The organism is Bacillus sp. BS98 (assembly GCF_008432245.1).
Classification (GTDB): domain Bacteria; phylum Bacillota; class Bacilli; order Bacillales; family Bacillaceae_G; genus Bacillus_A; species Bacillus_A toyonensis.
The window spans coordinates 585,627-600,594 of sequence record NZ_CP043830.1 but is presented as its reverse complement, the minus strand read 5'-3'; the positions used below and the strand labels follow the sequence as shown (position 1 = coordinate 600,594).

Here is a 14,968-nt window from a genome sequence, read left to right as displayed (position 1 = left end):
AAGAGACTGCTAAAAAACGCATACTCAATCTTATAAAAGTAATGGATTTATTTGAAATCCACCAAGGAGGTTACAACTATGGAAATTCGCTTATTAACAACAGAGGACGCAGAAATATATTTAAAAGTTTGTATGGAAGGTTTAACGAAGAACCCGGAAGCTTTTAGCTCTTCTTATGAAGATGTTCTTAAACATGAAAATCCTGTAGCTGCTATGGCAAAAAGATTAAGCAATCCGGATAAGTATACTCTAGGTGTCTTCAACGATAACGATTTGATTGGTATTGCTACTTTAGAAACAAAACCATTCATTAAACAAGAACATAAAGCAAAAATCGGCTCCGTTTTTGTTTCCCCAAAAGCACGTGGCCTTGGGGCAGGACGAGCTCTAATTAAAGCAATTATTGAAAATGCCGATAAATTACATGTAGAACAACTTATGCTCGATGTTGTAGTTGGTAACGATGCCGCAAAAAAACTATATGAGTCATTAGGTTTCCAAACTTACGGCGTGCAAGAACGTTCATTAAAGCACAACGGTCAATATTGGGACGAAGAACATATGGTTTTATTCTTAAATGATTAATACTTCAACATAAAGTGAAACTTTAATTGGTGGGGGTTTTGTCTATCCCCACTGATTATTAATCCACAAATAGCGAGATATTTTTCCAAAAGCATCTTCTTATTAAGAAAGATGCTTTTTTCATTACAACAATGTAATCTTCATGTCACCTTTATCGATCGTACCAATCCTTTCCATTCATTATACTAAAAATATAAAATGAACGAACAGCATTCAATTGATATGTAGAGGAGAATGTGACATGAAACAAAAAAAACGAGCTATCTTTTTAATATGTGCTACAGCAATGGTAACTTCTGGATTAGCAATTTTACCTTGGTTTATTATATAAAAATATGCCTCTTGATAAAGTAGAACTTTAATCCAGGAGGTCATTCCCCCACTAGTTATTACTCCACACCAATCGGATAAAATAAAAAAAGCTGATTGCTTGTTAACAAGTAATCAGCTTTTATATATTATAAAATTCCCAAAATTTTATTTACGCAACTTATAATAATAATCATAGATACGGCAACACACATTACAACCGTATTACGATCTTGCTTTTCTTTTTTTGAAATTTCTTCTTTTGGATTCATGTGTATTATCTCCTTTTAAAAAAAGTGTGAGATAGGAAATTTTTCTTATCCGATGCGAGGTGAATACGAAAACCCTCTCTATCTCACATACACAATAGAATGGAATTGTCATTTTATAAATAAAATGACATGACGTTATGTCGCAACATAGGGTATTTGTGTCGCTACGTTTTCTATTATAAATAATAGTTGTGCAAAACTAGTGCATTTTTTATGTCAATTGCCCTGAGCGAAAAAATCAGCCATCCATTCAATCACATAAAAAGAGTTTTTTATTATTTTCATGTAAACTATACAAGTAGAATGAATAGTTTGGGGTGCACAAGATTATGGTAAAAATTTTATTAGTAGACGATGAAGAACGTATGTTACGATTGCTAGATCTTTTCTTAAGCCCTCGCGGCTATTTTTGTATGAAAGCTAAATCTGGCCTTGAAGCGCTGGAATTAATCGAGCAAAAAAAATTCGATATTATTTTATTAGATGTTATGATGCCAAATATGGATGGATGGGATACTTGCTATCAAATCCGTCAAATTTCCAACGTTCCAATCATTATGCTAACAGCTCGTAATCAAAATTACGATATGGTTAAAGGCCTTACTATGGGAGCAGACGACTATATCACAAAACCATTTGATGAGCATGTATTAGTCGCACGAATTGAAGCTATATTACGCCGGACAAAGAAAGATGGCTTTGTTAGCTTCAATGGTATTGAGTGGGATAAAACGAAACATACCGTCACAGTGTATGACGAAAAAATCTCACTAACTCCTATCGAATTTTCATTACTTGGACTGTTTTTACAAAATACAAACCGTGCTTACAGCCGAGATGATTTAATCGAAAAAATTTGGGGCTATGAAACAGACATCGAATATAGAACGATTGATTCGCATATTCGCAATATCCGCGATAAATTACGTAAAAAAGGATTTCCAGTCGAGGATTATTTAGAAACCGTTTATAAAGTCGGATATAAATGGAAAAACGAATAATTACTTAGGTCAGTGGAAATATCATACCACTGACCCTTTATTATGAATAAGGTATGGTGGGAAAATGAGTAAACTTTCACTTAAAATTGGGACATACTTTTTAATATTAGCTTTATGTATTGAAACAATTGCTTTCGTATCCTTTTACAAAAGTATTTCAAAAATGCGGATTACAGAGGAAACAGGCGCTCTATTAGAAAAAGGCAATCGGTATCGTGACAAAATTGTAAACCGCGCAAAATGGAATGAATATTCTAAACAAAAACCAAACACTGAACGACCTAAACGCCCTTGGTATCAAGAGTTCACTATCGAGCATGCAGCTGAAGAATTAATTGGCTCAGAATTAATTGCTAACACCGATACCACTATCATTATAACTGACAAGAACGGCAAAATCATTTCCACCTCAGAACCCATAACAAAAGAAATGCAAAAACAACTTATTTGCAAAACGAAAAATATCCCCCAAAACGGGGTGATCGTAGAAAAAAACTGGAAAAAATCGAAATTCATCTCAACAGTAAGCCCACTTGAAATAACTGGATTTCAAGGTAACTTACATATGTTATTAAAGACATCTTTTTTAGAAAATATGTTAATTAAACTCATGGACCAATTTCTTATCATCAGTATTTTAACAATTATTTTAACAACGATTTCTGTTTTTGTTTTTTCTCGAGTTATTACAGAGCCGCTTATAAAAATGAAAAGAGCGACCGAAAAAATTTCAAAATTAAATAAGCCAATTCAATTAGGAATTAAACGAAATGATGAACTTGGAAGTTTAGCAAAAACGATTGAAGATTTATCGAGTGAACTTACGTATATGAAAAAAGAACGAAATGAATTCCTCGCTAGTGTTGCTCACGAATTATTAACTCCATTAACCTATATGAAAGGTTATGCAAAGGTAGCAAAGAGAGACTCTTTAACGAAAGAAGAACGCGAAGAATATTTACAAATCATTGAGGACGAAACGGATAGTGTAACCGATCTCGTACAAGATTTATTTATGCTTGTACAATTAGAACAACACCAATTTGTTATTAAAAAACAAACGATGCTTCTTCAACCATTTTTAGAAAGAATGGTTGAAAAAACAAAAACAACATTAACGAACAAACAAATGCAACTTCATGTATATTGTAAAAACGATTTAGAAGTTTGCATAGACGAAAGACGCATGGAACAAGTTATGTTAAATTTATTGCATAATGCTTATCAGCATTCACCAGAAAACACTACTATAACAATACGTGTACTAACGGAAGCAGATTATTTTACAATCAGTGTACAAGATGAAGGTGAAGGTATTCCAGAAGAAGATATCCCGCATATTTTCGATCGCTTTTACCGTGTTGATAAATCCAGAACAAGGGCTACTGGAGGAAAAGGTATCGGACTGGCTGTTGCAAAGGAAATTGTAGAATTGCATAACGGTTCCATTCTGGTAACAAGCCAATTAGGAGTGGGGACAAACTTTATAATCGAGATTCCTTTTGAATAAGATGCGTGTGAAAACACCAGTAGTAGTAAACACTACTGGTGTTATTTTGTTCATAAAATCTGCCCTTAGAAGCTAAGCTTTTGAAATTATTCTTATTTCAATATAAAATAAAGTGAAACTTTAATCCATGGAAAGGTTCACTCCATGGATTATTAGTTGAACCAATCGGGCATTTACGGGCAGTTACCTCCCACCTAACTTCCGCGCATTCGCCGAATTTTAAAATTGGAGCCTTACTGCCCGCGAATAGCGTGGTAAAGGTACATTTGTCAAAGATCTGGAGGGTGATATAATTGGATATCCATGTATTAACAAAAGACGAAGCAGAAATTTACTTAGAACTTCGCGTAGAAGGATTAAAGCAAAACCCTGAAGCTTTCAGCTCTTCTTATGAAGATATTATTAATAAAGAGTGTGCTATTGAATATAAAGCACAAAAACTAGCACAAGACGAAAACTATACACTAGGTGCATTTAAAGACGGAAAATTAATCGGAGTTGCTACACTGGAAACGAAACCATATGTAAAACAAGAACATAAAGCAAAAATTGGTTCCGTATATGTGTCTCCAAAAGCACGCGGACTTGGAGCAGGAAAAGCACTTATTAAAGAATGTCTTGAGCTTGCTAAATCTTTAGACGTAGAACAAGTTATGCTTGATGTTGTTGTCGGAAACGATGGTGCGAAGAAACTTTATGAGTCATTAGGCTTTAAAACGTTTGGTGTACAAGAACGTTCACTGAAATATAACGGACAATATTGGGATGAAGAGCATATGGTCTTATTCCTAGATGAAAATAAATAATAAAAAACATCCTCTCATATATGAGGATGTTTTTTTACTTTTTTATAAACCATGCCTTATTTAATAATTGAATCGCTTTCGCAATTTCTTCTTCTGATAAAATCGCAAATCCAAGTAGTACTATATTTTCAGGTGCAGTACCGTCTTTATAGTACGTAGACACAGGGTATATTTTGATACTATGTTTCGCAGCTTCTTTAATTAATTCTTTTTCCCGCATTCCATTATGCACCTTTAATAAAATGTGCAATCCTGAATCTTCTCCTATCACTTCAACACGATTTGAGAAGTACTTTTCTAGTTCAAAAACAAGTCGATCTCTCTTCTTTCGATAGACGACACGCATTTTATGAATATGTTTTTCCCAATATCCTTCATTTAAAAACCTTCTAATCACTTCTTGGTCCATTCTTGAAACACTTTGTGTATAAAATAAATATTGTTGTTGATACTTTTTAATCAATTTCTTTGGTAACACCATATAGCTCATCCGTAATGATGGCAACAATGCTTTCGATAGCGTCCCCATATAAATAACTTTCCCGTCTGTATCTAACCCTTGCAGTGCCGGTATAGGTTTTCCCGAATAGCGAAATTCACTATCGTAATCATCTTCAATAATATACCTACCTTCTTCTTTCTTCGCCCATTGTAAAAGCTGCATCCTTCTCGTGATAGGCATAATCATTCCGCATGGGAATTGATGGGATGGAGTTACAAATACAATATTTGCATCGCTATTTTCTAAATCTGCCATACAAATTCCGTCCCTGTCTAAAGACAACATTTGAACCTTCTCTTCTCCCTGTTCAAAAACAACCATTTTCCTATGATAACCTGGGTTTTCAACTGCATAATTACTTCCTTTTAATAATTGAAACAGTAATTTCACTAATATTTGTGTTCCCGCTCCTAATACGATTTGACTAGCTGCACAACGCACACCTCTAGATTCATACAAATAGTTCGCAATTTCTTCTCTTAAGCTCCATTCTCCTTGTGGGTGACCAAGAAAGAGCAACTCATTATTATGAGGCTGCCATACATCATTTATAATTTTCCGATACATGTTGAACGGAAAAGCATTTGTATCGACTCCTGTTTGTGTGAAATCAAATTTATAATCCCTCTCCTGAAAGGGTACTTCTTCTATTCTCTCTTCGTTTTCTTCTACATGAACCATTTGCTCAATCTTACATACAAAATAACCTTTTCTCGAAATTGATTCAATATAACCTTCTGCAAGTAATTGCTCGTAAGCTGCCTCTACTGTATTTTTACTTACTTGTAAATGTGTTGCTAACTTTCGCTTAGCCGGTAACTTCGTAAAAGATAGAATCGTTCCATTTTTAATTTCTTTTTTTATATACTCATACAACTGCACATACAATGCCTTCTTACTATTCATATTTAAATTAGGCGTTAATTCTAACATAATATCTGACCCCTTAATAAAACTAAAATCTGATACTTTTTACAGTACCAGATTTTATATATAATTCCTTTTATCATGTCACACAAAAAAAATCAAATACTAAAGAGGAGATGCATGATCATGAACAAAAATAGACGTATTGGACTCATTATGATTATTACAGGAGCCACATTATGGGGATTATCTGGACCGATGATTCAATGGCTATTTCAACATACAAACGTATCATCAATTGATTTTTTAACAATTCGCTTGTTGCTTGCAGGAGTATTTATTTTGTCTATCTTACTAATAAAGAAACAAAACATATTTCAAATTTGGAAACATCCTAGACATTCTATACAGCTTATTATTTTCTCTATTCTTGGCATGCTCGGCGCGCAATATGCCTTTATCGAAACAGTTCATATTAGTAATGCTGTCACAGCAACACTCTTTCAATTTCTAGGCCCTGTTCTTATTACAATGTATGTTGCATTTCAGAAAAGAAAATTCCCTGCTTCTATGCAACTACTTGCAATTATAACTGCGCTAACAGGAACATACTTTATTATTACAAATGGCTCAATCGAAAATATTGTTTTATCTAAATCAGCCATTATTTTCGGACTATTAACGGCAATTGGATTTGCATTTTATACCCTTCATCCAGCTTCTCTCATTAAAGAATGCGGAACAACTGTAGTAATTGGTTGGGGGATGTTAATCGGAGGAATTGCACTACTTATTTATAATCGTTCATTTGGATGGAATCAATTTTCACAAACTCTTACACTAAAAACTTTTTCTATGCTTATTCTTATCATTATTAGTGGGACCCTTTCTTTCCTTCTTTATATTGGTAGTCTTAAATATTTAGCAGCAACAGAAACAAGTATTTTATCTAGTATTGAACCACTTGTAGCAGCCATCGTTTCAATCACTTGGCTAAATGAATCGTTTGGATCATATCAATTATTAGGCGGCGTATGTATCGTTCTGTCTGTTATTTTTTTGACGATGCCTCAAAAAGAGACCGAGCCAACCTACACAACTGAACAAATATAAAAAAATGTCAAAAGAGGTCGTACAAAACTTACGACCTCTTTTTATACTTTAAAGGAATTGTCCCGCTATCTAGCAAATACAATTACACTAACAATAATAATTAGGAGCGTGGCACCATGAAAAAAATCGGAACTATGCTACTTTTCTCCTTTCTCATCACTGGATGCACACAGGCTCAACCTGATTCAAAAGCACTAAAAAAAGAAGCCATAGTAACATCATCATCTCAGGTTAACGCACCTTCCTTTTTTCATCTTAGTGTTTTAAAAGATGTAAATTGGGAAGAAGCGCCCTCCTTCGTAGACGGAAAGATACCTTTAAAGGGGATTGAAAGAAGAATTGCAATTGCTGATACATCTATTGTCGCAAATGAACAAAATGAAATTATGTGGTACTTTCTAGATCCTGAAATACCAACTGGAAATGTATCTATTATCGCGCTAAAACAGGGATCTGTAACTCCAACACCAATACTCTATCAACAAGAAACTTCCAAACAAACTTGGACTACTTCAAATACAATCGATTCTACTACAAACGAACTCCCTCTCACTATATCGCTACCTTCATCCGGATTATGGGTATTAAATATATATGTGAATGAAAAATATTATGATCAATTTGTAATCACTGTTGAGTAAGTTGTCAAAACTAATCTACTTCCTTGCATCCACTGAATTTTGGGCGGGATAAATAATGCGGGAGCACGAATAACTCTACACTTCTTCATTATTTTGATTTCTTACCTCAAAAAAGCAGTGCCTTGAAGGCACTGCTTTTTACTATTTATAACTTGGCATTTTCGTAATTTGTGCCACACCTGAATCTATGGCTGCTTTCGCTACTGCTTCTGCAACATTCGGAACAACTCTTTTATCTAATGGATTTGGAATTACATAGTTCGCACTACGCTCTTCGTCCGTAATTATGTTAGCGATCCCATATGCTGCCGCTAATTTCATCTCTTCTGTAATATCAGTCGCGCGTACATCTAAAGCACCACGGAATATACCAGGGAACGCTAATACATTATTTACTTGATTTGAATAATCAGAACGACCAGTTCCAACTACAGCAGCTCCAGCTTCTAATGCATCTTCTGGGAATATTTCTGGAATTGGATTTGCCATTGCAAACACAATCGCTTTCTCATTCATCGTCTTTACAAATTCTTTCGTTAATACGTTAGGCGCAGATACGCCAATAAAGATATCAGCCTGATGAATCGCTTCTTTTAATGTTCCACGCACATATTCTCGATTTGTCTTCTTTGAAACTTCAATTTGCGCTTCGTTCATCCATGTTTCACCTTCACAAACAATACCTTCTAAGCTAACTAACGTAATGTGTTTTGCACCAGCTTTTAATAATAATTTTCCAATTGCAATTCCTGCCGAACCCGCACCGTTAATAACAATTTTCACATTATCCATTTGTTTACTTACAACTTTTAATGCATTAATAACAGCTGCTAAGACGACAATAGCTGTTCCATGTTGATCATCATGGAATACAGGGATATTCGTTTCTTCTTTTAATCGTTTTTCAATTTCAAAGCAACGTGGTGCTGCAATATCTTCTAAATTAATACCTGCAAATGTAGGTTCTAAATTTTTCACAAGGGTAACGATTTCATCCACATTCGTCGTCCCTAAACATAACGGGAAAGCATCTACATTCGCAAACTTTTTAAATAAAATACTTTTCCCTTCCATAACAGGCATAGCCGCTTTCGGTCCAATATTCCCTAAACCAAGTACTGCTGTTCCATCTGAAACAACTGCAACCATATTCCCTCTTGCTGTATAGTCATACGCTGTTTCTTCATCTGCTGCAATTGCTTTACAAGACTCCGCTACACCTGGTGTATAAGTCAGGCTTAAATCATCCGCTGTATTAACTTCTACCTTACTTGTAATCTCAATTTTCCCTACCAACTCTTTATGCAATAACAATGATCTTTCATTAATTTGATTTTCTAACATACTTATAATCTCCCCTTAATTTGACAAGCTAGCTATATGAATATAGCTAGCTTGTTTGATCATGAAAACATTGTTAATAAGATTGTCGCTGTTACAACCATTGCTGCCCCGCCTAAACGCGTCGAAATTTGTGCGAAAGGCATTAATTCCATACGATTTGAAGCTGATAAAATAGCAACATCTCCAGTTCCGCCTAAACCGCTATGACATCCAGTTACAATTGCTGATTCAACTGGATACATTTTCATCACTTTTCCTATAAGAAAACCTGATGCTACCATTGTAAGAACAACCGATGCACAAACAACAACATATCCCACTGAAAGAACTGCCGCTACGTCTTTTAACGGAATATATAGCAATCCTAATCCGACCATTAACGGCCAAGTTAAATTCTTTGAAATAAATTTATATAAATGGAATGCTCCTTGCTCCATTTTTGCTGGCATTAGTTTAAAGTATTTCACAAGTGCTGCTGAGAAAATCATAATGATTGCCCCAGGAATACCGATGAACTTAGAAGCAAACCCTCCGAAGATAAAGAACGTACATGCAATTAATAAACCTGCTCCCATTAATGAGAAATCAATTGGCTTCTCTGTATTTTGTTCTTTTAATAATTCTGCTTGATTGTCTGTTTTCACTAATACACCATTACCACTAAGCTCAGGTCTCTTCTCGCCTAAACGCTTCATATACCCTGCACTCACGATTGCAAACATATTCCCAATAATAGCTGCCGGAATAAGCTGTGATACGAATGTTGCTGATGATTCATTTAAAATGTCACTGTATGCTAATGACAATGGTAAAATCCCTTCTCCAATACCACCGCTCACAATTGGTACGATAATAAAGAAGAATGTATGCTTCATTTCAAACCCGAATAGTGAACCGACCAATAATCCTACTGCTACAGAAGCTAATGTTCCTACTACTAAAGGAATAAACATACGAACGAAACCTTGCACTAACACTTTACGATTCATTCCTAAAATACTTCCGACTACTAAACAAGAAATATATAAATATAAAAAGTTCGATTTTTTCATTAACATAGTCGCAGCTTCCATTGAAGCTGGATTCATCCAGTTAAAAAATACAAGTAATGATGGAATAAATAATGAGAGAATTGCTGGACCACCGATATTTTTTAAAATTGGAATTCTCATCCCAATGTCACCTAAGAAAATACCCATGATCATAATAACTGCAAAACCACCAATCATGTCTGCTGGCAATTTATTATATACAGATGCCCCATAAATAATAGCAGCCAATACTACATATAACGGTAAAGGTATAACACCGATTTTAACGTTTATAATTTTAGAAGCGAAAGATTCATTTTTCAATTCATTTCCTTCAGCAAATGATACCGCTTCCACATTCTTTTGAATTCCCATATGGCACCCCCTTGTTTTCTTAATAACAATATTAAAACGCTTTCAATAGTAAAAATAGTTTTTGTAAGTTTTGTAATTGGTTTTGTAATTAAAAAAAGTATAAGCGACTTATAATAAGTCGCTTATACGTAAAAACCTATTTTATTTTGATCAACACATCTTAATTTACTTACAGGTCTTCCCACATGCTGATACACCATTTCGTTTTCTAACACTCCAATTTCAGTCAAAAACATTACATACTTTCGAATAGAAACTCTTGAAATTCCTACTAATTGTGCCATTTCATCTGTTGTAAACGCTCGTCCATTCAGCGACTCGATCTTCTGCCAAATTAATTGCAACGTTTGCTTCGTTAATCCTTTCGGGAGCTCTTTATTGACAGTAGGCTCTCTTTTTTCTTTTTGTAAAATTAACGAATCTAATTCCGATTGACTAATTTTTTGTTGTTCTTTCATGAAAGTAAGTTTTTCTCGATATATAGTTAATGCATCTTTAAATCGTTCAAATGTAAATGGTTTAATTAAATAATCTACTACGCCATATTGTAATGCTTTTTTAATACTCCCCATATCATGTACAGCTGAAATCATCATAATATCGATTTCTTTTTCTTGGTTCCGAATATACATTAAAAGCTCAAATCCAGTCTCTTCAGGCATAAAAATATCAAGTAAGACTAAATCTATTCGTGATTTCTCTAATACTTCTATCGCCGATTTTACTGAGTTAACTGCTTGAACAAGTTCGAATCCTCCTACTTGCTCTAAATAATGTGTATTTAACATTGCTACCATCGGGTCATCTTCTACAATTAAAACTTTAATCATATTTGCTTCTCATCCCTACCTTTAGGTATTTCAATTGTTATCGTTGTTCCCTCTCCTAATAAGGAGGAAATGTGAATCTCCCCATTTATTCGCTGTATACTTTCTTTTACAAGATACAAACCATAACCGCGATTATCCCCTTTTGTGGAATAACCTTTTGTAAATAATGCATCCACTTCGTCTTCTTCTATACCTTTCCCCGTATCTTGCACTGTAATAGTTAATGTATTCTGATATTGCACCCCAATTTCAACTTGTTTCTTTTTGCAATGTATCACTGCCTCTAATGCATTATCTATTAAGTTCCCTACAATCGTAATAAGTTCATGAGTAATACTTTCATCATATATTTCCGGCAAGTAAGAATCTTCACTTATAATTAACTTAATATTTTTCTCCCTAGCATAGCTAAGTTTACCTAGTAAAAAACCAGCAAATACTGGACTTTTTATTCTTTTCATAACTCCACCAATTTCATATTGATGCTCTGATACCATGCCACTTATATATTTTTGTAATTCTTCATATTGTTTCATATGTGTAAGCCCTAATACAACATGCATTTTATTCATAAACTCATGAGATTGTGCCCGTAATGCTTCCGCATATAGCCTAATACCAGTTAGTTCCTCTGCTAGTTTTCTAATCTCTGTTTTATCACGAAATGTTGCAATTGCGCCAACTATTTCTCCTTTTACATATAAAGGAACACGATTCGTCACAATCGTAATTCCGTAAATATTTTGTTCTTCGTTTAATTGTACCTCTCCCGTTTGCAATACTTCTTTTATACGCGAATTCGGCATATATAGCTCAACGTCTTTACCTATAAAATCTTCTTCAAGTCCACTTTTTTTAAATAGACGTTTCGCTTCATTATTAATTAACGTTACTCTCGCCTCTTTATCTACAGCAATAATGCCTTCCTTTACAGATTGTAACATCGTATTTCTTTCTTCAAGAATTTTCGCTATCCTGTGCGGCTCAAGACCGAATAAACTTTTCTTTATATGTCTAGCTAGCAATATTGCTCCTATAATTCCGACTAGTACTCCAACTCCGACACCGATATAAATAATATGTCTACTTTCCTTAACTCTCTCTTTTACATTATCTGCCGAGATACCAACGGCTACCGCTCCAAGTTGTTCACCTGTTTCAGAAAATATAGGTACAAACACTCGCATTGAAATACCTAACGTTCCTTCTGCTAGCGATACATGTTCCTTTCCTTTCAATGCAGGCCCTTCATCTCCTCCAATAAAATGATGACCTATTTTTTGAGGGTTTGGATGTGATTTTCTTATTCCATTCATATCCATAACTACAATAAATTGAACACCTGTGTTTTTTAATATTCTATTTGTATACGTTTGAATTGCAGAAGTATCTGCTTTTCCAATCAAACCATCGATTACAATCGAATCATTTGCCACAATATGGGCAATCGTTTTTGCTTTCTCTGCCTGGCTATCCTCCGTTGTCCGCTCTACATTATGACTAATTAATATATCTGTAACAAGTAAAGAAAAAATTACAACTGTACAAACTAGCAATGTAATCGTTTTCCATAAATTCCATAGTTTTTTTCTTTTTTTCATCCCACTAATGACTCCCCTAATTGCTGAATAGAAAAATAAGTAAGGTGATATTATTTTCACCTTACTTATTTGCTGTTATTATACTTTAAATTTACTAGTCATTGCTTGTAGTTCTTCGGCCATCTCAGCTAAGTTTTGCGAAGCTGAACTAATTTCTTCCATCGAATTTACTTGTTCTTCTGTTGACGCTGCAACACTTTGCATACTAGCTGTATTTTCTTCTGCAGCCGCTGCAATTTCATCAATAGCATTTGTCACTTCATTTGCATCTCCAGCGATTCTCCTCGTTGTTTCTACCATTTGATTAACTTGAGAAACAATATGAGTAGTAGAACTTAAAATTTCTGTAAAACTTACTTTCGTTTTTGTTACAACATCTAAGCCTTGTTGAACTTCCCCACTCACATTATCCATTGCCTTAACAGTATGTTCAATATCAGCCTTAATTTCTGCAATTAAATTTGCAATCTCTCCAGATGATTCTCCTGATTGCTCTGCTAATTTTCTAACTTCATCGGCTACAATAGCAAATCCTCGTCCCTGTTCACCTGCTCTTGCTGCTTCAATAGCCGCATTTAAAGCTAATAAGTTTGTTTGAGTTGCAATGTTTTGAATTGCTTCAGAAATAGCTCCTACTTGCTTTGACTTCTCATCAAGAAGTTTAATAATAGCATCTGAATCGGATACCGATCTAGAAATAGACTGCATTTGTTTTGCGGTTTGTTCAACTAAATCTTCTCCCTCTTCAGCTCTTTCTCGCGCATGTAATGAGGAAATAGAAATTGACTCTGCGCTTCCAGTTACATCTTGAATTGCTGTATTTACTTGTTGTAATGTAGCCGCGCCTTCTTCAACACCTTGGCTTTGTGACTCAGCCCCACCTGATACTTGTTCCATTGCAATTGTAATTTGATCTGTCGCATCATTCGCTTGCTGTACGCTCGCTGTTAACTCTTCTGCCGATGCTGCAACATGCTCTGCCGAAAAGCTAATTTGGGTAATCACATCTTGTAAAGACGTAGACATTTCATTAAATGAATTCCCTAGTTTCCCTATATCATCCTTGGAGTGGATTGTAATTTTCTCGGTTAAATCTCCCTTACTAATTTTATGTGCCGATTCAGCTATTTTTCGTAATGGCCTTGTAATAGAATTTGTAATGAAATAAATTAATACACTACCAAATGCAATAGCGATAGCTATGACAATCAAAGTCTTATAAAACACTGGACTGGCAGCTTGCATAATTTCTTCGTCAAACATAACTCCAACTATTTTCCATCCTGTTTTCTCATTTGTTGCAAAGATTAAATTCTTTTTATCATCTTGTTCTGTATAAGATACATTTCCTTGTTTGTCTTCATAAATTGGTTTAATCCAAGGATCAGTAACCTTTGAACCAGGCTTTCTAGACGGATGACTAACAATTTGCTTATTTTGATCTAAAATAACTGCATAGCCTTTTTCACCAATATTAATCATTTTTGAAATCTTTAGGATGTTATCCAAATTCAAGTTAATACCTATAACACCTTTACCATCTTTTACTTCTTTAGCAATTGTTACTACCATATTTTTTGTAGATGCCGATTGATACGGTGCAGTAACAATTACCTTTCCTTTATTTTCCTGCGCTTCTTTATACCATGATCTATCTGTTGGATTATAGCCATCAGACATTTGAATAAATGGTTCTCTTATAAACTTCCCCGTCTGCGCTCCAATATAAATACCTTCTACTTCTGGATGAAGCTTTATATATTGTGCTAACTTCGTTCTTACTATTTCTTCTTGTCCATTTGGATATGTATCCTCTGTTAAGATGTCTGCAAAGTACGTCGCATCAACAAATTTCTCTTCTATATTTTGAGAAATAACAGTATTTAAAACTGAAATATTCTCCTTTGCTTTATCTGTCATTTGATGTTCAAAATTTGTTTTGGCAGTTTGATATGAAACACCACCGATAATAAGTCCTGGTATAGTTAAAATAATAAAAAATGAAATGATTAATTTTTTCTTGATACTCATACATTTAACCCAGTTAAATATATTTTGCATAATAAGCCTCCTTTATGTAATGTGAATACTTGTGTAATTTTATACAATTAACATACATAAAACAATATATAATGATAAAATGTATTTTTTTCGTCGATTATGCATTTTTACATATTCACT

13 protein-coding genes are annotated in these 14,968 nt (G+C 34.3%); 6 read left to right on the top strand and 7 right to left on the bottom strand.

Annotation, left to right across the window (positions count from 1 at the left end; all coding sequences use genetic code 11):
• The first annotated feature begins 78 nt into the window (after positions 1-78).
• Positions 79-585 carry a GNAT family N-acetyltransferase gene (locus F0362_RS03090; RefSeq protein WP_000405887.1) on the top strand — a complete coding sequence of 169 codons (507 nt, stop codon included), beginning with the start codon at positions 79-81 and terminating at the stop codon, positions 583-585.
• 458 nt (positions 586-1,043) lie between these two features.
• On the opposite strand, the gene F0362_RS31215 is transcribed toward F0362_RS03090, so the two are convergent.
• Positions 1,044-1,166, bottom strand: coding sequence for a hypothetical protein (locus F0362_RS31215; RefSeq protein ID WP_001068390.1), 123 nt, complete (start codon positions 1,164-1,166; stop codon positions 1,044-1,046).
• Between the two features lie 329 nt (positions 1,167-1,495).
• Here F0362_RS31215 and F0362_RS03085 point away from each other — a divergent pair, with 329 nt between their 5' ends.
• From F0362_RS03085 to F0362_RS03070, 3 genes are all read left to right on the top strand, one after another.
• Positions 1,496-2,167: a response regulator transcription factor gene (locus F0362_RS03085; RefSeq protein WP_000238940.1), complete on the top strand. Its 672-nt coding sequence runs from the start codon at positions 1,496-1,498 to the stop codon at positions 2,165-2,167.
• Positions 2,168-2,231: 64 nt separating this feature from the next.
• Positions 2,232-3,677: a HAMP domain-containing sensor histidine kinase gene (locus F0362_RS03080; protein ID WP_149889639.1), complete on the top strand. Its 1,446-nt coding sequence runs from the start codon at positions 2,232-2,234 to the stop codon at positions 3,675-3,677.
• Positions 3,678-3,970: 293 nt separating this feature from the next.
• Positions 3,971-4,483 (top strand): GNAT family N-acetyltransferase, encoded by a 513-nt coding sequence (locus F0362_RS03070; protein ID WP_000351211.1) that lies wholly within the window; start codon positions 3,971-3,973, stop codon positions 4,481-4,483.
• A 34-nt stretch (positions 4,484-4,517) separates the two neighbouring features.
• On the opposite strand, the gene F0362_RS03065 is transcribed toward F0362_RS03070, so the two are convergent.
• Positions 4,518-5,918, bottom strand: coding sequence for a MocR-like pyridoxine biosynthesis transcription factor PdxR (locus F0362_RS03065; protein ID WP_000891910.1), 1,401 nt, complete (start codon positions 5,916-5,918; stop codon positions 4,518-4,520).
• Positions 5,919-6,038: 120 nt separating this feature from the next.
• Between F0362_RS03065 and F0362_RS03060 the strand changes: the two genes are divergently transcribed.
• Together F0362_RS03060 and F0362_RS03055 are read left to right on the top strand one after the other, a co-directional pair.
• Positions 6,039-6,965: a DMT family transporter gene (locus F0362_RS03060; protein ID WP_001039213.1), complete on the top strand. Its 927-nt coding sequence runs from the start codon at positions 6,039-6,041 to the stop codon at positions 6,963-6,965.
• Between the two features lie 116 nt (positions 6,966-7,081).
• The gene (locus F0362_RS03055; protein ID WP_000719667.1) at positions 7,082-7,606 is read left to right on the top strand and encodes a DUF4871 domain-containing protein; all 525 of its coding nucleotides are present in this window, start codon (positions 7,082-7,084) and stop codon (positions 7,604-7,606) included.
• Positions 7,607-7,747: 141 nt separating this feature from the next.
• On the opposite strand, the gene F0362_RS03050 is transcribed toward F0362_RS03055, so the two are convergent.
• The 5 genes from F0362_RS03050 to F0362_RS03030 all read right to left on the bottom strand — a co-directional run bounded on the left by F0362_RS03050 (position 7,748) and on the right by F0362_RS03030 (position 14,848).
• A complete protein-coding gene (locus F0362_RS03050; protein WP_000892430.1) occupies positions 7,748-8,950 on the bottom strand; it encodes an NAD(P)-dependent malic enzyme in 1,203 nt (400 codons plus the stop codon).
• 59 nt (positions 8,951-9,009) lie between these two features.
• Positions 9,010-10,356, bottom strand: coding sequence for a 2-hydroxycarboxylate transporter family protein (locus F0362_RS03045; RefSeq protein ID WP_149889638.1), 1,347 nt, complete (start codon positions 10,354-10,356; stop codon positions 9,010-9,012).
• Between the two features lie 122 nt (positions 10,357-10,478).
• A complete protein-coding gene (locus tag F0362_RS03040) occupies positions 10,479-11,186 on the bottom strand; it encodes a response regulator (RefSeq protein WP_000598683.1) in 708 nt (235 codons plus the stop codon).
• On the bottom strand, positions 11,183-12,787 hold the full coding sequence (locus F0362_RS03035) for a sensor histidine kinase (protein ID WP_000746368.1): 1,605 nt from the start codon (positions 12,785-12,787) through the stop codon (positions 11,183-11,185). Before F0362_RS03035 ends, F0362_RS03040 begins: the two co-directional genes overlap by 4 nt.
• A gap of 78 nt (positions 12,788-12,865) precedes the next feature.
• Positions 12,866-14,848 (bottom strand): methyl-accepting chemotaxis protein, encoded by a 1,983-nt coding sequence (locus F0362_RS03030; RefSeq protein ID WP_001179453.1) that lies wholly within the window; start codon positions 14,846-14,848, stop codon positions 12,866-12,868.
• Positions 14,849-14,968 lie beyond the last annotated feature (120 nt).